Source organism: Lentzea sp. NPDC020367, from assembly GCF_044387305.1.
GTDB lineage: Bacteria > Actinomycetota > Actinomycetes > Mycobacteriales > Pseudonocardiaceae > Lentzea.
The window spans coordinates 1,187,182-1,209,953 of sequence record NZ_JBIRVV010000002.1; the positions used below are offsets into that span (position 1 = coordinate 1,187,182).

The following is a 22,772-nucleotide window of genomic DNA, read 5'->3' on the forward strand; positions in this document are numbered from 1 at the left end:
CTCGCCTGGTCGCCCGCATTGCCCGCAAAAACTAGAAAGAACGGCTTGCCGCTCACTTCCACCGACTTCTCCGCCCCTGAAAGTCACGGATCGCAACGAAAGCGCTGCGATCCGTGATCTACGGGCAGACGAAAAGGGGCGGCCCTCGCGGACCGCCCCTCACTGCCTTGCGCCGCCTCAGAACTGGGCGAGCGCCTCCTTGGCACGTCGTTCCAGCGCCGGCAGCCCCGCCGCGAGCGTCAGGCCCTCCGCGCACAGGTTCCGCGCGGCCTCGCGGTGGCCCAGGCCCACCTGTGCCTGCGCCAGTGCCAGCAGGCAGTGCACCTCGATCTGCCGCAGCCGGTCCTTCCTGGCCAGTTGCAGGGCTTCGGTGCCGACCAGCAACGCCTCGTCGTGGTCGCCGCAGGTGCCGAGCACCGTCGCCATCCCGCACAACGCTTCCGCCACGTGCCAGGGCGAACCCCAGTGCCGCGCCACCACGACGGCCTCCTGCTGGTGGCGCACCGCCGACGCGGACTCACCGAGCACCGCCTCCGCGCAGGCCAGTGCGTTGAGCGCGCCGACCTCCGTTTCGCGGTTCTGTTCGTGCCGCGCGATCTCCAGTCCCTGCAACGCCTGTGCGCGGCCCTGCTCGTAGTCGCCGAGGTCGATCGACACGAGGCTCAGCCCGCACAACGCCGAAGCCTGGCCGTACGGGTGGGAAAGCGCCTTGTGCAGCTCGAACGCCCTGGTCAGCGAACGCCGTGAGCCGGCGAGGTCGTCCTGCAACCGTTGCACGAGACCGATCCCGACGAGCACCGCGGCGGTGCCGAGCTGGTACCTCTCCGCGGCGGCGAGCTCCAGAGCCTCGTCCAGGCACGCACGGGCCGCGTCGAGCGCGCTGCGCTGCCGGTGCACAGAGGCGAGATTGTTGAGCGCGATCATCTGACCGAGCCGGTGACCGTGTTCCCGGTGCAGCTCCAGCGCACCCTCGAACTGCTCGGCGGCCAGGTCGAAGCGGCCGGCCACCCGCAGCGCGATCGCCGACGCGTTGAGCGCGGAGGCCTTCCCCTCCGGCCAGTTCACCTTCTCGAACACGCGCAGTGCCTCGGTCATCCACTCGACCGCCTGCTCGTGCCGTTCCCTGTGGACGAACGCGAGCCCGATGCTCTGCGCGGTAACGGCTTCCACGGCGGGCACGTGCTGCCGGCGCGCGGCGGCGAGGACGGTGGTCGCGAGCTCGACCCACTCGACCCGCCGGCCGCGGTGGTAGAACGACGTGCGCACCGCGTCCGCGAGGTACCAGGCGATCGGGTACGGCCCTTCGGTCACCGCCTGCGTGACGACGGCGGACAGGTTCTCGTGCTCGGCGTCCAGCCAGGCCGCCGCCTCCGCCGAGTCGGCGAAGGAGATCGGGTTCTCCGGCACGGCAACGGGTTCCCGCGGCAGCCGCTGGTCGTGGCGGCGCCCGAAGGTGCGCTCGGCCGCGTCGGCGCCGGACAGGTACCGCTCGAGGAACCGCTGCCAGGCCAGGGCCCGCGACTGCGCCGGTTCGTCCGCGAGTGCCTGCCGCAACGCGTAAGCGCGCAGCAGGTCGTGCAGCCGGTAGCGACCGGCCACGTGCTGTTCGACCAGGTGCGCGGCGGCGAGCTGCCGCAGCTGGCGCTCCACTGTCGCGACCGCGTCCCCGGTGAGCGCCGCCGCACCGCAGGCGGTGAAGTCGGGGCAGGAAGCCAGGCCCAGCAAGCGGAACAGCCGCCGCAGTTCAGGAGCGAGCGCCTCGTAGGAGACGGTGAACGCCCGCGTCACAGCGCTCTCGTCGGCGTCGTCGAGGATCAGCTGTCCCAGCCGGTCGCCCTTGGCGAGCCCGGCCGCCATCGCGGCGACACTGCTGTCCGGGCAGGTCACGATGTTCGCCGCGGCAATGCGCAACGCCAGCGGAAGATGCCCGCACAACCGGGCGAGCTCGCCCGCCGCCTCCGCCTCGGCCACCATCCGGTCCTGCCCGAGCAGCCCGTCGAGCAGCACCCGCGAGTCCTCGCCGGTGAGCGGCCCGAGGCCGAGCGAGAAGGCCCCGAGCTCGGCGACCAGCCGCCCGAGCCGGTTGCGGCTGGTGACCAGCACGGTCCCGGTGGGCGGCAACAACGGCAACACCTGCTCGGCGTCCCGCGCGTTGTCGAGCACCAGCAACACCCGCCGATCAGCGAGCAACGACCGGTACAGCCCGGCCTGCGCGTCGACCTCCTCGGGAATCCGTTGCGGCTCAACACCCAGCGCCCGCAACAACTGAGCCAACGCCACCGTAGGCTCCATCGGCTCGCGGTCGGCGTCGAAGCCGCGCAGGTTCACGTAAAGCTGCCCGTCAGGAAACTGGTCGCGCACGCGGTGAGACCAGTGCAGCGCCAGCGCCGTCTTCCCGACCCCGGGAATGCCGTGCACGATCCAGACGTCCGAGTCCCCCGCCCGCGCGCCGAGCTGCCGATCCAGCCGCGCCAACTGCTCGGCCCGCCCGGCGAACCCGCGCACGTCCCGCGGCAACTCCGCAGGCCTCGACGGCGCCACGACCTCCACCGCCGGCGTCACGACCTGCTCGGGCTCGTCCTCTTCTCCCTGAAGCACCTGCACGTGCATGGCGCGCAACCGCTTCCCGGGCTCGACCCCCAGCTCGGCGTCAAGCCGTTCGCGCGTCTCGTTGTAGACCTCCAGCGCCTCGGGCGTCCGCCCGGACCGTTGCAGAGCCAGCATCAGCTGCTCCTGCAGGCGTTCGCCGAAGGGGTACTCGTTGACGAACCGGCGCAACTCCTGCAGCACATGCGTGTGCCGCCCAATTGCGAGCTCAGCGTCAAAAAGCGTTTCCAGCGCGGCCATCCGCTGCTCGGCCAGCACCTGCCCGCTGCGCCGCACCAGCATGTCCGTGGTACCACCCAACGGCGGCCCCTGCCACAACTCGAGCACAGCACGCAGCCGGTCGACACCACGACGCGGCTCACCACAGTCGATGAGCCGGCGGGCGTCCTTGGTGATGTCGTCGAAGACCTCGACGTCCAGCTCACCGGGCCCGACCTCGATCAGGTACCCGGGCTCCCGGCGCACGATCACCTCACGCCCGAGCAGCTTCCGCAACTCCCAGACCCGAACCTGCAACTGCCCCCGCGCACTGGCCGGCGGCCGATCCTCCCAAAGCAGGTCGATGAGCTGGTCCTCGGACACCACCTGGTTGGCGTTGAGCAACAAGGCGGCCAACACAGTCCGCTGCTTGGGCCCGCCAAGCCGAGCAGGCCCGTCAGCACCGACAACGGTGACCGGCCCGAGCAACCGGTACTTCAGATCCGCGAACGCCGGAATGGCCAGCACGGGCGCACGCCCGTCCGACCTGCTCCGCACGTGCGCGGCAAGCGATCTGGGGGCGACGTTGTGGTCGACTGTCATCGGCAACTCAGTCCGAGCCGAACGCACGGTCGTCAGCCTCGGGCAACGCCGCTTCCACAGCGGGAACGGTCTCGGTCCTCCACATGATCAGCAGATTGACCAGGAACACCAGCGATACGGACACAACGACAACGACGGCGGCGGAGCTCATCATGGCGGCGATCCTCACCAGCCCCGCTGACACGCCGCTGACACCGCCCGGCCCACTAGTCAGCACGAGCCGGACACGTCCCCGCCGCCCGCACGAAAGCCGCCGGACCACACGGCCTCGATCAGCGAATTCGCCGAAGCACCAAGGCTGTACGAAACTTCAACAACCACTCCGGACTGTGACGCAAGTCGCTCCCTCCTCCCGACCGGACAGTCCATAGGGGCCCAATGCACCCGGAGTGTCCTTTTTGGACACTCACGGCCGCGGAGGCTCGTACCGGATCGGCATCCGGCGCTTGCGACGAGGAGCATCGGGCCACACGTGACGAGCGATCCAGACGTTCAAGAAGAGGAAGGCGATCGCGAAGACGAACGTGCACGACCAACCGAGGAACACCGCGCTCTGCGACCGCACGTCCGGCTGCAACGGCCTACCGTGCCGCACGGTGTGAACGGCGTAGTGCCTACCGATGTCCTCAGGCGCGAGCCATCCCGTCACGGTCGACGTGTACGTCTCTCCAGACGACCGGACCCGGACGTCGACCAGGCACTCGTGGTGGAAGCCGAAGCCCCGCCACGCCACCGGGCCGCGGCGTTCGCAGGACTTCGCCGTGGCCACCAGGCCGGCCTTCGCCAGGTCGCCGGGTTCGACCTCGTTCCAGAAGTGGTTGAAGATCGTGGCGCCGAGCAGGTAGCCGAGCAACGGGATGATCAGGGCGACGAGGACGCGCCGGAGAACGTTCATCCCTCCTCCTTCGCCTGACCTTTGCTTCTAGCTCAACGCGACCAGAGAGTAACGGACCGTGTCGGGCGTCCGGTACACCCCTGAGACGGGCTATCGCGGACAGGGACGTGCTCATCGCCGTGTCAGAGCTTTGTCAGCGCCATGTCCCAGCCTTGCCCAGAGGCACTGCGCTCGCGCTGTCCCCAAGACAAGCCGCACGCACACGATTCCCGGCGCTGGACCGAGGCCGTGGCCAGGCTTTGACCGAACGGAAGAAACCACCGCATGAAGACAAAGATGAAGACCCAGGGCGCCACGGCGGCGCTGGCGACCTTCGCTGTCCTGGGCTGCCTGACGTTGAGCGCGACGCAGGCTTCCGCCGCCGCGCTGCCCGTCGTCAACATGGAAGCCACCGTCCTGGCCGCCCAGATCGATCCCCGGCGCGCCGACGACACGCTGACCCCAGGCGCCAAGGATTCCGTGCTGGCCGTCGAGCGGGCCCTCCAGGCACGCAATCTGCTGGACGCCCAGTGGGTCGACGGCTACTTCGGAACCACGACCATCAAGGCGTACGCGGCCTACCAGCGTTCGCTCGGATACACCGGACTGGCCGCGAACGGGCTGCCCGGCCCGAGTTCACTGGCCACGCTCGGGCAGAGCCGGTTCACCGTCTCCCACGTGATCAAGCCAGGTTCGAAGGTTCAGCGTGACGGCTACGTCGTCAACACCCGCACCCAGGCGATGCTCACCGAGACCGAACGTCTGCTGGGACGTCGCCTCGTGCTGGACCAGGGCTCCTACAACCCCGGCGGCGACCCGACCTCCGCCGGCACCCACGACGGCGGCGGCGTCGTGGACATCAACGTCGACGGCATGTCGGCCGCCACCCGCACCGCGGTCGCCCGCGCGCTGCGCCAGGTCGGCTTCGCCGCCTGGGTCCGCAGCCCGTCCCAGGGCGACTGGCCGTGGCACATCCACGCCGTGGCGATCAACGACACCGACCAGGCCACCCAGGCCCAGAACCAGGTCGGTGACTACTACCTCGGCTTCAACGGCCTCGCCAACCACCGCCCCGACGACGGCCCCCGGATCCCGATCAAGACCTGGGAGGACTACCAGCGCGCGAACTGACCAGAAGCCATCCAGATCATCGACACTTCTCGAAAAGGTGAACCCGTGAAAATCGCACGCGCGATGCTCGCCGTCGCCGGGACCGCACTGGCCCTGGTCGCACCTCTCATGGCCGCCTCGCCCGCGTTCGCCGCGAGCCGCGACGGGGACTGCGACAGCGGAGAGTTCTGTTACTACTACAACAGCAACCAGGCCGGCTCGATCTCCGACTTCACCGGCTCGATCAGCGACCTCGGCGCCACTCAGCCGTCCTGCTACGAGTTCAAGGGCGCCGGCGCCGGCCAAGGCGTGTGCGTGAAGAACAACGCGGCATCAGTGCGCAACCGCACCAGCCACACGGTGCGGGTCTACTTCAACAGCGGCTACGGCGGCGCCAGCCAGGACTTCGCACCCGGCGCGTCCGGCAACCTCAACGCCACGCTCAAAAACAACAACGCCAGCCACAAGTTCCTCACCGGAGGCGGCGGTTCAGAAAGCCCCACCAACGACTACGACGGCCGCCCTCGCGGGTTCGCCCAGAACAACTGCACCGCCTTCGCGGCCTACCGGATCGCCAGCAGGCTCGGCGTCCCCAGCTTCAGCAACTCCTACGGCGGCACCACCTGGGGCAACGCCGGCACCTGGGACGACGCCGCCCGCCGCGTCGGCGTCACGGTCAACAAGACCCCGAAGGTCGGCGCCATCGCCGTCAACGACGTGCACAGGGTCGGTCACGTCGCCTACGTCAACGCGGTCCACTCCGACGGCTCGTTCGACGTCGAGGAATACAACTGGAACAACCCGCTCGCCTACGGCACCCGCAAGAACGTCCACGTGAGCAACGCCCAGGCCGACTTCCAGTGGATGCTCCACTTCTGACCGGCCAGTGATCACCTCGAGGTGCCGGTAGTCCCTACCGGCACCTCGTGTTCACCCAAGAGGCGCTCACAGTCCGATGATCGGCCGCGTGGCTTTGAGGTCGCTCTGGAACGGATCCTCTCGCAGGTACGCCTTCGGGCGTGGCTGCGAGAGCTCGAACCTCTTCTGCTCCAGCGCCAAACGTTCCTGCAGGAACCTGACGGCGAAGGCCGCGCCCGCCACGAATTCCGGAGAAGCGTCGTCCGGCGTGTGCTGGTGCCACTCGTCCGGGTACGGCAGGTCGAGGTCGACGCCCATGGACACGAGCACCGCCTTGAGCTTGCTCACCTCGTCCGAGAGCGGCGAATGGTCGAGCTTCTTCTTCCGGCGGGGCACCAGTGCCTCCTAAAAGATCTGTACCTGGGCCTTGGAGCTGAGCCGATCGAGCCCGGTGACCGGCTGGTCGCGGTTGAGCATCAGCTGGATCGGCCGGTCCTCGAACATGCTGACGTCGAGCGGGTGTGAGTACCCCCGCAGGTCGAGCCTGTTCAACGCGGGCAGTCTCGCCAGCGCGGCCACGTCCACCAGCGCGGCACAGTTGCGCAGACCGAGTGACCTCACCGACGGGTGCTCCAGCACCGGGGTCAGATCGGCGGAGTCGCCGACGCGGTCGACCTCGAGCCTGCGCAGCTCGGTGAGTCCCGCCGCGAAACCCAGGTCTGTCAAGGGTTCGCTGCTTTTGAGCACCAACTCGCGCAACGACTGCAGCAGCATCAAGTCGTGCGTGTCGGCAAAGCCGTCCGCTGTGAGGTTCAGGTACTCCAACGACAACGAGGCGTGCAGCGGCGAGATCGAGCACCGCCCGTTCACCCGCGCCAGCAACCTGGTGAGACCGCGCAACCCGTACAGCACCGACAGGTCGTCGAGCCGATCCGGGTAGATCTGCACATGTGCGCTCACGAGTTTGCGCAGCCGCCGCAGATGGGGCAGCCAGGCCACGTCCTGCACGTCGATGTGCCCCTGCAACAACGGCGCATCCCCCAGCACGATGTCCGCGTACCGCGCCGGGTCGAAGTACCGCCAGCAGTCGATCAGCTCGAACTGCACGTCCGAGCGCGGATCTCCCGCGTAGCAACGCAGCAACTCCAGTGCGTCGTTCTGCGTCGACAGCGCGACCGAGCGGATCACCGCCCGGGCCGAGTTGTCCGTCAGACCGTTCAAGGTGTCGGGCAGCCGGCTCAGCAGCTGGCTCCCCAGCGTCGCGAGCACGCTCACCTCACCCAGATCCTGAGGTGGGATCACCTCGCGGGCCGCGACGTCCACCGCCTGGATGACGTCCGCGGGCACCTCGACCGCCATCTCCAGGCACGCCACGCACAGCAGGATCAACTGACGCCGCAGGTCGCTTTCCGACGGGTCGTAAGCGCGGTTCAAGATGCCGCGCAACAACCAGCCGCGCTGCTGCGGTGACGCGTGCGCACAGGCCATCAGCAGCGTTTCCCGCCACAGGTCCGAGTGCGCGACGTTGATCAGCAAGTCGATGCTGTTGCGGTCGACGGCTTCCCGCGCCGCCAGGAACTCCTGGAACGTGCGGTGCACGAAGTCGATCCGTCCCAGCGCCGGTTGCCGGATCACACCGCTGCGCACGGACAGGAACTTCAGCACCTCGTGCGGTGACAGCAGGACGTTCGGCATCATGTCGATCTGGCGGCGCACCTGGTGCAACGCCTCGTCCATGGACATCTCCGCGCGGCCGTTCTCGTTCAGCCACCACGCCAGCGACCGCAGCAGCGACCGTTTCTCCGACAGGCTCAGCTGCTGCTCCCGTGCCGATGGCACGCCGTAGTCGGCGTCGCGACGTTCGAGCAGCATCTCCAGTGCGGCGTCGTACAACGCCATCCGGTCTCGCGGCAGGTTCGCCTGCCGGTCCAGGTTCAACGCGGCGATCATGGCGCACAGCAACGGACTGCGCGCCAATGAGCTCAGATGTGACCGCGACTCCAGGTTGGCGAGCAACGACCGCTCGTGGCTAGCCACGTCTTCTCGCCTGCACGGCAACAGTTCGTCCCGGCCGTGCGTCGCATCGAGCAGCGCCTGGTGCCAACGGCTGACGAACACCCGCACGTCCTCGGGTGTCATCCTGTCCAGCATCACGGTGTCGAAGCTCTCGTGGGCCAGCCACTTGTTCCCCACCGCGGAGGGTCGCGACGTCAGCACCACCCGCGCCCTGGGGTAGGTGCGAACGAGGTCCTGGATCCACTCACGGACCTTCTGCCGCTCGGCCTCGACCAGTTCGTCCACACCGTCGACCATGAACAGCGCGCCGTTCGCGGTCGCTGTCCGGTCGACCCACCCGTCGGGCACCTGGCCCCACGACAACGCGTTGGCATGCGTGAGGATCTGGTCTCCGACCGGCAGACGACTGCCGGCGAAGTCGCGCAGTTTGACCAGGAACGGCACCAGCCCGTTCCACCCGGCCATCGCACCGGTGAACCGCTGCCGCGCAGCCGTGATCGCGAGCCACTGCAGCAAGGTCGTCTTGCCGGCACCCGCGTCCCCCTGGATCACCACACGACATCGGGTGCCCAGCGCTTCCTCGACCCGCAGCAGGCGTTTGTTCGTCCCGGCCTGGTCGAACTGGGAGAACTCGTCGATCCGCCGAGTGCCGCGCTCCGGTGCGGTCTCGATCGACGCGGACAGGCTGAGGTACGCGACCGAGAGGGTCATGCGCGGCTCGTAGTAGATCGTCGTGATGCCTAGCAGGTCGAGCCGGTCGTACGCCTCGATGACGCGTTTCAGGTAGTTGCCGCGGAACTCGTCGTCCTGGTCGGCCGCCATCACGTTCTCCGGCCGCGCGGCGGGCAACCGGTCGAGCACCAGTTCGATCTGCGCGGCGAGTGTGGAGAGCCGCGCGAGCGTCTCGGCGGCCGCGCGCGCGTGGAACTCGGGCAGTTCCAGCACCAGATAGGAAAGGCAGTAACAGGCCTGGGTCAGCACCAGCTGGTAGAACGCCTCGCCCGGCTCGGACAACCCCGCCTGACGCTCTACCTCGCTCATCTGCCGGCGGACCGTGGTCGCGAGCTTCCTCGGCTCGAGATCGCTGTCCAGCAGCACACGGTCGGACAGGTCGGCCTGGGTGATCGACTCGATCACCTCGAGCAGCGCGGCCGACCGCTCGTTGTCCTCGAGCCCGGTGAACTCGATGTCGCACAGCGGCGTGAGCCGCTCGACGATCTGGTCCTCGATCTCTTCGAGCTTCCGCTTGAACTGCCGCTGCTGGCGCAGGGCGGGGAACCGGTGGGCGATCAACTCGGCCAGCGGCATGCCGCGCCGCACCGTCGTTCCGCGCTCCAGGAGCCACGAGGTCGCCAACCTGGCGGCGACCGTCGAGGCGAGTCTCAGGAGTAGCTGTTCCACGCGGGTCCGCAGCCCTTCACCAGTTGAGACGAGTGAACAAGCTTTGTCCGCAAACGAAGCAACATCAATCCGGCGATCGAGTGGGACTCACGCCGCCGATCCCACCCGTCGCTTCCGGCGGAAGCTCTCCAGATCGCGGCGGGCACGTCAGGTGGCGGGATCACCCAACGCCGAGAGAATGGTCCTGGGCCGGAGCTGCTCGGTCCGAGACCGGACCCCCTTCGCGGAAGGCAGTCGTCGTGCCGCTCATTCATCCGTCCGACCCCCGCCACCAGGCTCGCCCTCACGTGGAGGCCAACCCCGTGTTCACCCGTGAGCCCGGCCGCATCCCCAGGGACCGCATGCCGGAGGGCGAACTCGACGCGGACACCGCCTATCAGGTGGTGCACGACGAGCTGATGCTCGACGGCAACTCCCGGCTCAACCTGGCCACCTTCGTGACCACCTGGATGGAACCGCAGGCGGCGACGCTGATGGCCGAGTGCGTCGACAAGAACATGATCGACAAGGACGAGTACCCGCGCACCGCCGAACTCGAGCAGCGCTGTGTTCGAATGCTCGCCGCGCTGTGGCACGCCCCCGACGCGGACCAGCCGACCGGCTGCTCCACCACCGGTTCCAGCGAAGCGTGCATGCTTGCGGGACTCGCGTTGAAACGCCGCTGGCAGCACCGGCGCCGCGCGGCATCCCTGCCGGTCGACCGGCCGAACATCGTCATGGGCGTCAACGTCCAGGTGTGCTGGGAGAAGTTCGCCAACTACTGGGACGTCGACTGCCGGCTGGTGCCGATGGAAGGCGATCGCTTCCACCTCACCGCCGACCAGGTCGCCGAGCACTGCGACGAGAACACCATCGGTTTGGTCGCCGTGCTCGGCTCCACGTTCGACGGCAGCTACGAACCTGTCGCCGAGATCTGCGCTGCCCTGGACGCGCTGCAGGCAGACAGGGGCTGGGACATCCCGGTGCACGTGGACGGCGCGTCCGGCGCGATGATCGCCCCGTTCTGCGATCCCGGTCTGGAGTGGGACTTCCGGCTGTCCAGGGTCGCCTCGATCAACACCTCCGGCCACAAGTACGGACTGGTCTACCCCGGCGTCGGCTGGGTGCTCTGGCGCGACGCCGCCGCACTGCCGGAGGACCTCGTGTTCCACGTCAACTACCTCGGCGGCGACATGCCCACCTTCGCCCTCAACTTCTCCCGCCCCGGCGCCCAGGTGGCCGCCCAGTACTACTCGTTCCTACGACTGGGCGTGGAGGGCTACACCCGCGTCCAGAACTACAGCCGCGACGTCGCCACCAGCCTCGCCGCCCGAATCGAAGGCCTCGGCCCGTTCCGCCTCCTCACCCGCGGCGACCAGCTCCCCGTCTTCGCCTTCACGGTCACCGACGACCGCTTCTCCGTGTTCGACGTCTCCGCCGCCCTGCGCGAACGCGGCTGGCTCCTCCCCGCCTACACCTTCCCGGCCAACCGCGAAGACCTCGCCGTGCTCCGCGTCGTCGTCCGCAACGGCTTCACCCACGACCTCGCCGACCTCCTCGTCGACGACCTAATTCGCTGCCTGCCCACCCTGCAGGCGCAGCAACAACCTCGTCACACCGAAGCCTCAGCCGCCTTCTCCCACGGCGCCGATGGCGACAAGCGTTGACCTCGTCGCACGAGGAGAGCTGAGATCCCGTGTCCGGTCCCCAGAGTCGCTGGTGCTGCTCCCGTTCGGCGGCACGTGGACGACCGGGCGCGAAGTCGCGGCAGTACACGGCGAACGCCACGGTGAACTCGTCCAGGTGATCGACGAACCTGCAACGCGAGCACGAGCACGAGCGCGAGGCCGTGTCCGCCGATGGTGTACATGACGAACGTTCCGGCTGCGAGAGTGGCAGGAAAGAGGAACAGTCCTGCGCGCAGTGACCGGTCTGCGAACGGCCCGGCCAGCAGCGTGCCGAGGAAATTGATGGCGCCGAAGAGGATCAGGCAGCCCGGCGAACAGTCCCGCAACGATCGTGCCGGAACGCAGGACTCCTCCGAGTGCCCGGAGGCCGCCCGCGGCCGGTGGCGTCACGTGCGGCAGCGTCATGGCCTGGGCGGCCAGCGCGATCCCGGCGATGCCGGCCCCCATGATGAAGGTGCCACGCCAGCCCCAGACTTCGCCGAGCCAGGCGCTAAGGGGAACCGCGACGACCGTGCCGAGGGCCACGGCGGGCCTGCGGCGGTCGAGGCGGTGCGCCACGTAGCGGCTTCATGAATGTGCGCGCCGCCTCCAGAGGTGACTCCCAGGTGGCAATCCGCTCAGTGGTCGAGGGCGGCCATGTTGGCTTCGTCGTAGCGGTCGCCGGTGGCCGGCGTCAGGTTGTCCAACCGGGCGATCTGGCCGTCGGTGAGGCTGACGCGGTCGGCGGCGGCGTTCTCCTCCAGCCGGTCGATGCGCGTGGTGCCGGGGATGGGGACGATGTCGTCGCCCTGGGCGAGCAACCAGGCCAGAGCGACCTGCGCGGGCGTGGCCTCGGCCTCGGCGGCGACGGCGCGCACCTCGTCGACGATGCGCATGTTGCGTTCGAGGTTGCCGCCGGCGAATCGCGGGTTGGTACGGCGCCAGTCGTCGGCGTCGAGGTCGTCCAGCGTGCGGATGCCGCCGGTGAGGAACCCGCGGCCCAGCGGGGAGTACGGAACGAGGCCCACGCCCAACTCCCGCAGGGCCGGCAGCACCTCGGCCTCGGGGTCACGGACCCACAACGAGTACTCGGACTGCACCGCGGCGATCGGATGAACAGCATGCGCCCGCCGGATCGTCGCGGGCCCCGCCTCCGACAGTCCGATGTGACGGACCTTGCCCTCGGCCACCAGCTCCGCCAGCGCCCCGACGGTCTCCTCGATCGGCGTGTCCTGGTCGCCCCGATGCTGGTAGACGAGGTCCAGGTGGTCAGTGCCGAGGCGGCGCAGCGATCCCTCCACTGCGAGCCGGACGTTGGCCGGGCTGCTGTCGTTGCCCGGGCGGCCGGTGTGGGAGATGTGACCGAACTTGGTCGCGAGCACCACCTCGTCCCGGCGTCCCTTGACGGCGCGGCCGACCAGTTCCTCGTTGACGTAAGGGCCGTACGCCTCGGCGGTGTCGATGTGAGTGACGCCGAGGTCCAGGGCCCGCTGGATGGTGCGGATCGACTGGTCGTCGCGCTGGCCGGCGCCGGTGTAGAAGGCCGACATGCCCATGGCACCCAGGCCGATGCGGGAGGTCTTCAGCCCGCCGAGCGAGGTGGTTGTCATCGTGGTGATCCTCTTCCTGTGGTGAGCCCGACGCTTTAAGTTCCGATCGGTACAGAACGCTAACACATCTGGACCGATCGGTAGTAAAGTCGGCGTCATGAGTGGATCCCAGCGCACAGTGTTCGGCCGCCCCAGGGAGTTCGACATCGACGAGGCACTGGAGCGGGCCATGCAGGTGTTCTGGGCGCGGGGGTACGACGGCACCAGCCTCACGGACCTGACCGACGCGATGGGGATCACCAAGTCGAGCATGTACGCCGCCTTCGGCAACAAGGAGCAGCTTTTCCGCAAGGCCGTGCAGCGCTACGCCGAGGGGCCGGCCTCCTACGCGACACGCGCCCTGCGAGAGCCCACGGCGCGGGAGGTGGCCGAGGCATTCCTCCGGGGAGCCGTCCAGACGACGACGTCGCCCAACGCCCCCGCCGGGTGCCTGTCCGTTCAGGGAGCACTGGCGCTGAGTGAGCAGGGCCGGCCGGCGCACGACGTGCTGGTCGACTGGCGCATCGATGCGGGTGACCAGCTCGAGGCGCGCTTCCGGCGCGCCGTCGAGGAGGGCGACCTCTCGGGTGACGCCGACCCGGGACGCCTCGCCCGTTTCATCATGACGACGGCATTCGGCATCGCCGTCCAGGCCGCGAACGGCCTCGGTCCTGACACGCTCGACGAGATCGTCGACACGGCACTGCTGTCCTGGCCGACGTGACCACGGCGCACGGGCCCAAGCACTCGAAAGGCGAAGACACGTCATGAAAACACCCAGGAACTCGACCGAGCGACCACGCAGGAGACGCCCGATCGGCGTCGGGATCGTGGGGCTGAGCGCGTCGGGCGGATGGGCGGCCAGGGCCCACCTGCCCGCGTTGTCAGCAGTCGACGGCATGGAACTCACCGCCCTGGCAACGAGTTCCCAGGCGTCGGCCGCCGCTGCCGGCGCCGCGTTCGGGGTGCCCGGCTACGCCTCGGTCGAACAGCTAGTGGGCGACCAGAACATCGACCTCGTGGTCGTCGCGGTCAAGGTGCCCCAGCACCGCGAACTGGTGCTGCCCGCGCTACGGGAGGGAGTGCCGGTGCTCAGCGAATGGCCCTTCGCCACCGACCTGGCCGAGGCCGTGGAGATGCAAAGCGCCGCCGGTGAAACGCGTAACTTCATCGGGCTTCATGGACGCTCCTCGCCCACCATCCGCTGGCTGGCCCACCTCGTCGCCGACGGGTACGTCGGGGACGTGCTGTCCGCGACGGTGCTCGCGTCATCGATCGAGTGGGGAACCCCGGTCTCCGAGCGGATGCGATACACCCTCGACCGCACACTCGGCGCCACGATGCTCACCATTGCCTTCGGCAACGCCATCGACGTGGTGTCGATGATCGTCGGTGAGCTGCAGGACGTGGTCGCCTCGACGACGACCCGGCGCCCGATCGTTCCGCTCGGCCACACCGGACAGACGGTCCGGATGACCGCCGAGGACCAGATCGCAGTCTCCGGCGCACTGCACGGCGGAGCGATCCTCTCCGTCCATCACCGTGGAGCAACGGTGTCCGGACCCGGGTTCTCCCTGCTCATCGACGGCACCGAGGGAACTCTGGAAATCACTTCCACGAGCGGGTATCCACACCTCGGGCCTGTTGCGGTGCGCGGCGCACGAGGTCGCGCCCCTCTGTCTCGGCTGACACTGCCCGATGGCCACGACGACTACCCCCACCTGGCCGGAGAACCAGTTCACAACCTGGCGCACACATATGCGGCGATCCGGAACGATCTCATCGACGGCACCGCGACCGCCCCGGATTTCGCCCACGCCGTGAGACGTCACCGACTCCTGGACGCAGTCGTCCGATCGGCCGCCGAGGGACGACGCGTGTCTCTCGCGGAACTCTGACAAGGAATTCCCCGTATTCCGCCGGACGGCTTCACCTCCGGCGATCACGGCACCACTGCATTCACGATCACCTCAAACAAGCAGATCTCGCACGGAAGGATCAGTGTTGATGACCGAGAACAGCCTGCACGACTTGTATCTGCGATACATCGCGGCACTCAACGCCCACGAATTCGGCGGCATGGATGAGTTCATCTCCAAGGAAGTTCTGCTAGGCGGCGAGCCCGGCACACGGGACGACGTCGTCGAAGTCCTGGAGGGGATCGTCGACGCCGTACCGGACATCCACTGGGAGATCCAGGAGATCCTGCTCGACCGCGACGGCATCGCCGTCCGCCTGACCAACACCGGCACGCCCGCGAAGGAATGGCTCGGCGTCCAGCCGTCCGGGGCCTCGTTCAAGATCGTCGAGTATGCGATCTACAAGGTCCGTGACGGCAGGTTCATCCACATGACCAATCTGCACGACTCGGCCGAGATGCTCCGCCAACTGACCGCTTGACCTCTCCAGAAGGTTTGGGCCCGGCTCTGCGGATCGTCGACAGCCACCCTGACCTGCTCTACCTCAAGGCGGGAAGCGGGTCAGGGATGGGCCGCGGCGGGTCCGGGACCGTCGCGAACCAGCTTGCGGAGAACGACATGCCGGCCGCTCGTGTCTACGACGCCGCACAGCCAATCTCGATCTCCGGCTACCCGGCGACGTTCTGGCGCTATATCTAGGGCCGCAACGGCGCGCCTGAAGATATAGGCGCGCTCGGCGAGCTCTCCTACATCCACATCGGACGGCTCCCTCGCCACGTTTCCGTCTACCGGACTCACATCGCGCCCCGGATTGAGACAGCTCGCGTTCCGGACGATGACAAGCACTTCCTGCTGCAACTTGTCTCCAAGCTGAGAGACGAGATCCAGGATCTTGAGTTCCCGCTGGGACCAACTGCGACGCACGGAGACGCACACGTTCAGAACCTGATGATCAGCGACGGTGCGGCAATCCTGCGACATGCCGAGTTCTCCGTGACGATTGAGGTCTACGCGCAAGCGTCCTCGCAGAAGACTCGGGACGCACTCAAGCGGCTCGGCGAGAGCCTTGATCAGTGATGCTGCTGCACTTTGCTGCTGCGCCGGCAAAGAAAGTGGCCATCCACTCAAAGTGGACGGCCACTTTCGCGCCATGGAGCTGAGGGGACTCAAACCCCTGACCCTCACACTTCCAGTCTGGTTTGCAACAACTTCGACAGCACATCACAGCGGAGTCATCCGCCGACAAGAGCCGCTGCCAAGGCGGGCACTTCACCTGAAATTGGAGATGACCCTAGAACCACCCGCGACCAACACCCGTATCGCGACTCAGGAAACCGGTGCGAACTGCGCCAAAGCCATAACAGCAAGCTTACCGATCAGCCCTCGTTGACGAACGATCACGTCAGTTCACGGCGTTTCGGCACCCTTCGGTAAGTTCACCCGCTCGCGAGCGACCCCACTTGTCGTTAGTCAAAACGAAAGAGCCAGTGGCTCCTTCTTCACGCCTCATCTGCCTGTTGATCATGAAATGATGATCAGACGAAGATCACCCCGTAGACATGAAAAGCCCGCTGAACTGGGCTTCCATCCAGAATCAGCGGGCTGATTCAGACCGTCGGGACGGCAGGATTTGAACCTGCGACCCCTTGGCCCCCAGGCACTTTACAGGGCCAATTGTCCAGCATGGACAGTGCGGATGACGAGCATCAACAGTGCATTGACGTCCGTGAACATCCGGCGTGGCGCACAGGGATTGTCGCTCAGATAGTCGCTCAACCACACGCCTTCATCGTCCATTATAGACAAACACCGAGTGGCACTCAGCAGACTCCATGGGTACTGAAACAAGGGCCGTTGCATGCCAGCGCACCTACGGCCGTCTCAGGGCATCTTGTGCACCGATCTCCCCAACCTCAAAACCACGCAGGCTGGTTGCCACGCAACAGCTCCGAGATGGCCTCCAGCTTCTCCCCCGCGCTCCACCTGGGCCATCGCGATCTCGCTCAGCTGGTTGCGATGCCATTTCTGCGTGGCGTCGATCGCGGTCAGCAGCTCGTAGATGGACTGGACGTCGTCGTCGAGCTGCCGAACCTTGGCGCTGTATCCGGATGGGGTGGACCAATCTGCGACCCATACCGCTTGACGCGTCACCGCCTGTCCCTGGATTTTCTGTCCATGGACCTTCTGTCCACTCGATCCCATTTGTCATCCCGCACAACGATGACGGCGTCTCCGACCATCTCCAGAACTTCAGCAGGTGCGTTAGCGATCCATCCATCAAGTCCCACCTCGAGGGAGAACTCCCGCGTCAGCGACAAAAGGGCATCGCTGCCCCGTTTGCGAAGATCCGCGTTTCGCTCATCGAGCTCGTTACCCACATGCCTGATGGCGATAGGTTTCACCGTGCTGCCCAACAACGCGAGGGTCGCCCTAGAACCTTCGTAAAGTGCCTGGTCTGCCAGCTCGGGAACCGACAGGAGCAGTTCAGGAAGGCGACAGACGCTAACAAACAGGCCGAAGGGGTCAGCCTCGTCCAGCCGGCCAAGTTTCACGAGGGTCTTGATGAGCTTCTCGGTTAGCTCCAAGTTCGCCTGTCTCGTATGCAGAAGCTGGCAGATCGCCTGTACCAGGTTGTCCTCGTCACCGGGCTCCAGATCGTCAGGAACGTCGTCCACTGAGTACCGATCCAGCCGCATGGTGTCACGACCGAAAAGCGTCAGATAGATGGTGGCGAGCGCGCCGCCGATCCAGTCCTCCGGCTCCTCCATTTCGAGGGCGTCGTGCAGCGCGAAGCCGTAGCGAAGCCGCCGGAAGTTGTCGACATCGCGCACGAGGTGAGCGCGGAGGTAGTCACCGTGGGACGGCAGCACGTCGACAGCGGAGACTCGCGACCACGTGACCGCGTACTCTTCCGGATCCACCGAGAGGGGCCCGACCAGCGCCAACCAGCCATCCGCATCGACGCCTGCACGCCAGAGGTCGACCACCGACTGCCACTCACTAAATGGCGACTCGCAGTCACCGAACAGCGTGGTGAGAGCGACTTGCTCGTCCGATGACGCGCTCAGCCGGATGGACACCAAGTTCGCCGAGTAACAGCTCAACTGGCGGACGCGGTCGAGCGGGATCGGGCGGTATCTGTCGTACGTGCCGTCCCCCTCCGAGCGGGAGCGGAATCTCTGCACGAGCTCCTCTAGAAGGGTCAGGATCTGCGCTCTTTCCGCCGGATCCAGCTCTTCCATCAGCTCGCGGAGGAAGATGAGCGTCGAGGTGCGTACCGCCAGAACCTGATGGGACAACAACGCAAACAGCAGCGAGTCGTCGGGCTCTCGGCGACGCTTCCCACCGAAGGATTGGTCCGCGATCTCTCGCAGTTCCTCCAGCGTCCGCTGCGCGACGAGGAACTCGCCGAAGGTCGCATGCATGAACTCGTACGTGCGGCTGGCCTTGACCTGGCCCGCGATCTTCGACCCCACGAGCACCGCCTCGGCGGTGTGCATGAAGAAGAATTCGGCAAGCACTCGCTGCCCCGGCTCCTCGGCACCGCCCGGCGGCTGGGATCTGAGCAGCAACACGGACAAGTCCGCGTCCAGTTCCTTCTCAGAGATGGCCTGGCCGCCGCGGTTAAACATGCCCAGCGCCACGACCGACAGTCGTTCGATCTGGTCTCGGGAGGCCGCGTCCACTTGATCGGCCGAAAGCGAATCAGACTTCGTCACCTCGCGCCGGGCGAACGTCTGGAACAACATCCGGTACAGGGTCGTCGCCGAGACACCCTCGTCGATGACGGGCGCGGCCTGGTCGGACGAGTAGATGGCCAGCATGAGCAGCAGGAGCGGTTGCCTCGCTAGCACCGGTTGGCTCAGCGCGACGTCCAGTGTGACCTCCCGAACGCGGCCGTTCGTTATCTCGTCCGCGTTGGCGTGGTTCCACACTCTCAGCCACTCGGCGGTCTGCTTTTCGCGGAAGTCCTCCAGTTTGAGCACGGTGGTCTTGGGCGCGACCTCAACTCGATCCGCCACCACCGTGCGCGAGGTGACGATGACGACGAGCGGGCGGCCTTGCTCCTGTTCAACGCGCTGAAACTCGGCGACCTCCTGCAGATAACCGCTCCGATCGGTGTTAGACGCCTGCAGCAGCTCGTCCAGCCCGTCGAGAATCACCACCTGGACGGTGTCCGCCGGTTCGTCCACCAGCCCCGGCCACGACACGCGGCCGTTCGTCGACTGCGCGAGCGCCTGCTCGACCTGCGCCAGCACCGGTGCGTTCGCGCTGACACCGCGCAACGGCACTAGAATGCAGGTGTAGTCGACCGCAGGAAGCTTGGCGGCCAGGATCTTCATGAGCATCGACTTGCCCGCTCCCGGATGCCCCAGCAGAAGCAGTGGACGGGCCGCGTCTGCCGACGTGACGAACGCGGGAAACCACAGGTCGAGGTTCTCCTGCCGAGCCAGCTTGGACCACCAGTGCTCATCCGCGATTCGGGATGCGGCGGTCGTGCAGACCACCTTGTAGTCCGGTGGCACGAACGACTCGCCGACCGACGGCAGCTGGAGGTGCCCATATCCGGCGGCCTCGGTGGACGTCAGGATCGATCGCGTGAGTCTGCCGTCGTTCGCATTGCTCAGAGCCGCGCGAACCGGAGTGGATCGTCCAGAGTCGGACCGGTTGTTCAGCACAAGAGACAGCAGCGATGTGACCCGCCCGAAATTCGCTTCTTGGCGCGAGAACAACTCGACGATCTGGTGGGTGGACTCGGCGATCGACTCCCTGGTCGCGGCGTGTTCGTCGAGGTAGATCCCGATGAGCATCTCCGGTGCCGAGTGGGCCAACTTGACGTAGTAGTTCTCGTACCGGTCCAACGCGTCCTCCACCACGTCGGAGACCTGGACCCACTGCCCTGGTGAGCCGGCCAGCCCGTCCAGGAACCGCTCGACGTTCGTCGAGAGTCGGCCCAACCACGCATGGACCTCCGCGAGGTTCTCCTGGTAGCCCTTTGCCGGCGAGGGATACGGCACGGGCGAACGGTAGATCTGCTGAAAGAAGTCGGAGTTCTCGTCCTCGTGCAGCCCGGCCAGGCGCAACTTCTCCTTGGTGGACAAGTCCACCCGCAAACTGATCTCGTTGCCGAGCACGCCCCGCAGCGCGTCGAAGTAGGCAGCCACCACGATCGTCGTGTGCGCCGCGATCACGAGTTGACGCCGGGATCTCGTGGGCACGTTCTTCATCCGTGATCCGAACTTGCCCATCAACGACCTGAGCAAGCCGATCGCTTCGTTCTTCTGGTCCACCCAGCCCCAGATCGGCTCGAACAGAGCCAGCGGCGCAAGCGCGGCCGGGCCGATCGTCGCCACCCCGGCGGCTACACCCGCAAGCAGAATCCCGCCGCCGAGCGCCTTGCTAAGTCGCTCCACGGCTTTGGGCTCTTCCGCTCCCAGGATCCGAATCGCGCCGTCGAAGGTCAGGGCTGGTTCGCGACTCATCGCACTCCTCGTGCCGACGGCAGATTTCATTAGGTAGATACGGGTGCCCCCGCCGGACGTTACGCGTGCGAGGTCAGCCGTACCGCCGACCCCTCCTTACTCTCAAAGTCCGTAACTGCCGTAACCATGCAGGTCAGGCGGTTACGGATAGACCCGCGCATCCGTAACCATCAAGGGACAGCCGAACCTGGATACGGATCGAATCGACTATCCGTAACCGCCTGACCAGGAAGGTTACGGCAGTTACGGACCTGAGAAGATGGGCACAACAACTCTCCCCCGTCTCCAGCCCCTCGAAGCCGCTGTCCGGGAACTGCGGCGCGATCGGACAACACGACGCATCAAGGGCTACGTCACCTTCACCAACGACCACCAGGTCGGACTCTCCGACGCCTGGGCGCGCTACCTCACCGCTCCGAAGATCGAGGGGGAGAAATGAGCACCACCGATGACGTCATCGAACTGACGAAGTTCCTTTACAAGATCCCGGAAGCGATGTTGCTGCTCTCCCTTAGCCGCTCGGTCATCTACGAGCAGATTCGCGCGGGACGACTGCGGTTCGTGAAGCAGGGCAGGGCAACGCTCGTTCCGGCGTCGGCCATTCGGGACTACGTGGCGCTGTTGGAGCAGGAAGCGGAGGTGCTCTATGGCGAAACCGCGTAGAAGTGACGACGGCCCGAAGCGGCGTAGCCGCGGAGACGGCGGCATTCACTGGGACGAGGCGCGTCAGCGGTACATCGCCACGGTGGACCTCGGTTTCGACGCCCGTGGAAAGCGCAAGACCAAGAAGGCCAGCGGCAAGACGTACACAGAGGCCAAGGAGAAGCTCAAGGAGATCCAGCGCGACCTGGACGACGGGCTGCCCGCCACGCCTCACACGTACAAGGTCAAGGAAGCGGTCCAGGCGTTTCTCAAGTACGGCTTGCGTAAGTGCGGCAAGGAGACGGTGAAGAACTACACCTACCTCGCAGACGGCCACATCATCTCGTGCCTGGGTGAGCGCAACCTCCGCGAGTTGTCCGCCGACGAGGTGGATGACTGGTTGGAAGAACTCTCGCTGACGCTGTCCACGCGCACCCTGCGGTTGGTGCACTCGATTCTCAACCGCTCGGTGCGCATGGCACAGAAGCGCGACAAGGTGAAACGCAACGTCGTGCAGTTGTGCGAAGCACCGATCGGGCAGGACGGCCGTCCTTCAAAGTCGCTCACCTTCGAGCAGGTGGAAGCGGTGTTGAAGGCAGCGGAGAACACGCCGATGTACGCCTACATCGTGCTGTCACTGCTGATCGGCGCACGCACGGAGGAACTGCGCGCGTTGACGTGGGACCACGTCGACCTAGCGGGTAAGCCAGACGCCGTGCCGGTCGTACTGCCGGCGATCTCCGTGTGGCGGTCTGTGCGGGAGGGTGGCGACACCAAGACGCGGAAGTCCCGGCGGACGCTCGCAATGCCGACGCGATGTATCGAAGCGTTGAAGGCGCACCGCATCCACCAGGACGCCAGGCGCAAGCTCGCGGGCAAGCGTTGGCAGGAACACGGCCTGGTGTTCGCGTCCGAGGTGGGAACGCAGCTCGACTCCCACAACGTCCGCCGAGCGTTCCGGAGGGTCGTGAAGGCGGCCGGGCTCGTCGCAAAGGACTGGACGCCTCGGGAGATGCGCCACAGCTTTGTCTCTGTACTCTCTGCGGCCGGCGTGCGGGTCGAGGACATCGCGCGCCTGGTCGGTCACAGCAGCACGGTGGTGACGGAGACGGTTTACCGCCACCAAATCGCACCCGTGATGCAGCACGCCGCTATCACGATGGACGACATCTTCCCGGCGGCCAGCTAGAGCAATCGTCCGAATCCTCAACGACCTGCGTTTTCTCCAGTGTGATCAAACCTGAGACGTCAAAGAGTCCTTCTGACCTAGGCATCTCACCTGGGCCAAAAGGACTCTCCTCATTCAGGACTGCTGACGGCGCCTGCCCTTCCCCCTCAGTCGGGCTTGTGGCCTCTGGCGATGGTTCATTTCCAGGATCCTTATTGCCCTCTCTGCACGCTGCTGGTCACCTGTCCGCAGCGCAACGGCCGCAGCGGCGATGTGGACGATGGCAGCAACGAGGCCCGGCAGGACAATCACCACCAGCAGCGCGATGACCACGCCAGGGGGAAACCCAGCTACTTGAGCGGCTAGCGGGACAGCCGAACGGCCAACCAGGGACGGGATGGCATGCAGACTTGCCATGGGCAGCTTCCTCCGCACCAGCCCCGGTGAGGGTCGGCAGGCTGCCTCAGGCTTGGTCGGGGTGTCCTGAGTGCGTCCCCGGCGGCGCTCCCGGCCGCGTGATGTTGGTCTTCAAGGCGATTTTACATGTCGCGACCGAGCACTACCCGCACCAGACCTTCTCCGGAGTTGCGCTCCCATACCTGCGAGATAGACGCATGCCGCCGCTGCCAAGTCTCCCCGCAGCGGCATTGCCACGTGT

The 22,772-nt window shown here is 66.5% G+C and carries 18 protein-coding genes; 9 read left to right on the forward strand and 9 right to left on the reverse strand.

What is annotated here, in order from left to right:
* Positions 1 to 177: 177 nt before the first annotated feature.
* The 3 genes from ACH413_RS11755 to ACH413_RS11765 all read right to left on the reverse strand — a co-directional run bounded on the left by ACH413_RS11755 (position 178) and on the right by ACH413_RS11765 (position 4,303).
* Complete coding sequence (locus tag ACH413_RS11755; RefSeq protein WP_360031074.1) at positions 178 to 3,408, reverse strand: BTAD domain-containing putative transcriptional regulator; 3,231 nt, start codon at positions 3,406 to 3,408, stop codon at positions 178 to 180.
* A 7-nt stretch (positions 3,409 to 3,415) separates the two neighbouring features.
* Positions 3,416 to 3,592 carry a hypothetical protein gene (locus tag ACH413_RS11760; protein ID WP_360031076.1) on the reverse strand — a complete coding sequence of 59 codons (177 nt, stop codon included), beginning with the start codon at positions 3,590 to 3,592 and terminating at the stop codon, positions 3,416 to 3,418.
* A gap of 222 nt (positions 3,593 to 3,814) precedes the next feature.
* A complete protein-coding gene (locus ACH413_RS11765) occupies positions 3,815 to 4,303 on the reverse strand; it encodes a DUF6346 domain-containing protein (RefSeq protein ID WP_360031078.1) in 489 nt (162 codons plus the stop codon).
* A 264-nt stretch (positions 4,304 to 4,567) separates the two neighbouring features.
* Between ACH413_RS11765 and ACH413_RS11770 the strand changes: the two genes are divergently transcribed.
* Positions 4,568 to 5,413: a peptidoglycan-binding protein gene (locus tag ACH413_RS11770; protein ID WP_360031080.1), complete on the forward strand. Its 846-nt coding sequence runs from the start codon at positions 4,568 to 4,570 to the stop codon at positions 5,411 to 5,413.
* A 45-nt stretch (positions 5,414 to 5,458) separates the two neighbouring features.
* A complete protein-coding gene (locus ACH413_RS11775; protein ID WP_360031082.1) occupies positions 5,459 to 6,271 on the forward strand; it encodes a CHAP domain-containing protein in 813 nt (270 codons plus the stop codon).
* A gap of 66 nt (positions 6,272 to 6,337) precedes the next feature.
* Here ACH413_RS11775 and ACH413_RS11780 read toward each other — a convergent pair whose 3' ends face one another.
* Both ACH413_RS11780 and ACH413_RS11785 read right to left on the reverse strand, forming a co-directional pair.
* The gene (locus tag ACH413_RS11780) at positions 6,338 to 6,646 is read right to left on the reverse strand and encodes a hypothetical protein (protein WP_360031084.1); all 309 of its coding nucleotides are present in this window, start codon (positions 6,644 to 6,646) and stop codon (positions 6,338 to 6,340) included.
* A 9-nt stretch (positions 6,647 to 6,655) separates the two neighbouring features.
* Positions 6,656 to 9,667: an NACHT domain-containing protein gene (locus tag ACH413_RS11785; RefSeq protein WP_360031086.1), complete on the reverse strand. Its 3,012-nt coding sequence runs from the start codon at positions 9,665 to 9,667 to the stop codon at positions 6,656 to 6,658.
* Between the two features lie 287 nt (positions 9,668 to 9,954).
* Between ACH413_RS11785 and ACH413_RS11790 the strand changes: the two genes are divergently transcribed.
* The gene (locus ACH413_RS11790) at positions 9,955 to 11,313 is read left to right on the forward strand and encodes a glutamate decarboxylase (protein WP_396424962.1); all 1,359 of its coding nucleotides are present in this window, start codon (positions 9,955 to 9,957) and stop codon (positions 11,311 to 11,313) included.
* Positions 11,314 to 11,951: 638 nt separating this feature from the next.
* Here ACH413_RS11790 and ACH413_RS11795 read toward each other — a convergent pair.
* Positions 11,952 to 12,923, reverse strand: coding sequence for an aldo/keto reductase (locus ACH413_RS11795; protein WP_360031088.1), 972 nt, complete (start codon positions 12,921 to 12,923; stop codon positions 11,952 to 11,954).
* Positions 12,924 to 13,020: 97 nt separating this feature from the next.
* Here ACH413_RS11795 and ACH413_RS11800 point away from each other — a divergent pair, with 97 nt between their 5' ends.
* The 3 genes from ACH413_RS11800 (at position 13,021) to ACH413_RS11810 (ending at position 15,302) form a co-directional block, all read left to right on the forward strand.
* Positions 13,021 to 13,626, forward strand: a complete 606-nt coding sequence (locus ACH413_RS11800) for a TetR/AcrR family transcriptional regulator (RefSeq protein ID WP_360031090.1) — start codon at positions 13,021 to 13,023, stop codon at positions 13,624 to 13,626.
* A gap of 43 nt (positions 13,627 to 13,669) precedes the next feature.
* Positions 13,670 to 14,800: a Gfo/Idh/MocA family oxidoreductase gene (locus tag ACH413_RS11805; protein WP_360031092.1), complete on the forward strand. Its 1,131-nt coding sequence runs from the start codon at positions 13,670 to 13,672 to the stop codon at positions 14,798 to 14,800.
* Between the two features lie 109 nt (positions 14,801 to 14,909).
* On the forward strand, positions 14,910 to 15,302 hold the full coding sequence (locus tag ACH413_RS11810) for an ester cyclase (protein ID WP_360031094.1): 393 nt from the start codon (positions 14,910 to 14,912) through the stop codon (positions 15,300 to 15,302).
* A gap of 80 nt (positions 15,303 to 15,382) precedes the next feature.
* Here ACH413_RS11810 and ACH413_RS11815 read toward each other — a convergent pair whose 3' ends face one another.
* The 3 genes from ACH413_RS11815 to ACH413_RS11825 form a co-directional block, all read right to left on the reverse strand.
* Positions 15,383 to 15,973: a hypothetical protein gene (locus ACH413_RS11815; protein ID WP_360031096.1), complete on the reverse strand. Its 591-nt coding sequence runs from the start codon at positions 15,971 to 15,973 to the stop codon at positions 15,383 to 15,385.
* A 729-nt stretch (positions 15,974 to 16,702) separates the two neighbouring features.
* Positions 16,703 to 16,972, reverse strand: a complete 270-nt coding sequence (locus tag ACH413_RS11820; RefSeq protein ID WP_360031098.1) for a hypothetical protein — start codon at positions 16,970 to 16,972, stop codon at positions 16,703 to 16,705.
* Entirely contained in the window at positions 16,969 to 20,304 is a 3,336-nt protein-coding gene (locus tag ACH413_RS11825) for a hypothetical protein (RefSeq protein WP_360031100.1), read from the reverse strand. Before ACH413_RS11825 ends, ACH413_RS11820 begins: the two co-directional genes overlap by 4 nt.
* A 259-nt stretch (positions 20,305 to 20,563) precedes the next feature.
* On the opposite strand from ACH413_RS11825, the gene ACH413_RS11830 reads away from it, so the two are divergent.
* From ACH413_RS11830 to ACH413_RS11840, 3 genes are read left to right on the forward strand one after another with little or no spacing between them, the layout of a single operon-like run.
* Positions 20,564 to 20,743 (forward strand): hypothetical protein, encoded by a 180-nt coding sequence (locus ACH413_RS11830; protein WP_360031101.1) that lies wholly within the window; start codon positions 20,564 to 20,566, stop codon positions 20,741 to 20,743.
* A complete protein-coding gene (locus ACH413_RS11835) occupies positions 20,740 to 20,967 on the forward strand; it encodes a helix-turn-helix domain-containing protein (RefSeq protein WP_360031103.1) in 228 nt (75 codons plus the stop codon). Before ACH413_RS11830 ends, ACH413_RS11835 begins: the two co-directional genes overlap by 4 nt.
* The gene (locus ACH413_RS11840; RefSeq protein WP_360031105.1) at positions 20,951 to 22,135 is read left to right on the forward strand and encodes a site-specific integrase; all 1,185 of its coding nucleotides are present in this window, start codon (positions 20,951 to 20,953) and stop codon (positions 22,133 to 22,135) included. The genes ACH413_RS11835 and ACH413_RS11840 overlap by 17 nt, the downstream gene beginning before the upstream one ends.
* Positions 22,136 to 22,772 lie beyond the last annotated feature (637 nt).

What these genes read in the sequence shown, in the direction of transcription:
- ACH413_RS11755 (WP_360031074.1), bottom strand. Translation starts at nt 3,408, where the DNA reads ATGACAGTCGACCACAACGTCGCCCCCAGATCGCTTGCCGCGCACGTG.
- ACH413_RS11800 (WP_360031090.1), top strand. Translation starts at nt 13,021, where the DNA reads ATGAGTGGATCCCAGCGCACAGTGTTCGGCCGCCCCAGGGAGTTCGAC.
- ACH413_RS11765 (WP_360031078.1), bottom strand. Translation starts at nt 4,303, where the DNA reads ATGAACGTTCTCCGGCGCGTCCTCGTCGCCCTGATCATCCCGTTGCTC.
- ACH413_RS11770 (WP_360031080.1), top strand. Translation starts at nt 4,568, where the DNA reads ATGAAGACAAAGATGAAGACCCAGGGCGCCACGGCGGCGCTGGCGACC.
- ACH413_RS11810 (WP_360031094.1), top strand. Translation starts at nt 14,910, where the DNA reads ATGACCGAGAACAGCCTGCACGACTTGTATCTGCGATACATCGCGGCA.
- ACH413_RS11795 (WP_360031088.1), bottom strand. Translation starts at nt 12,923, where the DNA reads ATGACAACCACCTCGCTCGGCGGGCTGAAGACCTCCCGCATCGGCCTG.
- ACH413_RS11840 (WP_360031105.1), top strand. Translation starts at nt 20,951, where the DNA reads ATGGCGAAACCGCGTAGAAGTGACGACGGCCCGAAGCGGCGTAGCCGC.
- ACH413_RS11835 (WP_360031103.1), top strand. Translation starts at nt 20,740, where the DNA reads ATGAGCACCACCGATGACGTCATCGAACTGACGAAGTTCCTTTACAAG.
- ACH413_RS11825 (WP_360031100.1), bottom strand. Translation starts at nt 20,304, where the DNA reads ATGAGTCGCGAACCAGCCCTGACCTTCGACGGCGCGATTCGGATCCTG.
- ACH413_RS11830 (WP_360031101.1), top strand. Translation starts at nt 20,564, where the DNA reads ATGGGCACAACAACTCTCCCCCGTCTCCAGCCCCTCGAAGCCGCTGTC.
- ACH413_RS11805 (WP_360031092.1), top strand. Translation starts at nt 13,670, where the DNA reads ATGAAAACACCCAGGAACTCGACCGAGCGACCACGCAGGAGACGCCCG.
- ACH413_RS11815 (WP_360031096.1), bottom strand. Translation starts at nt 15,973, where the DNA reads ATGGCGCGAAAGTGGCCGTCCACTTTGAGTGGATGGCCACTTTCTTTG.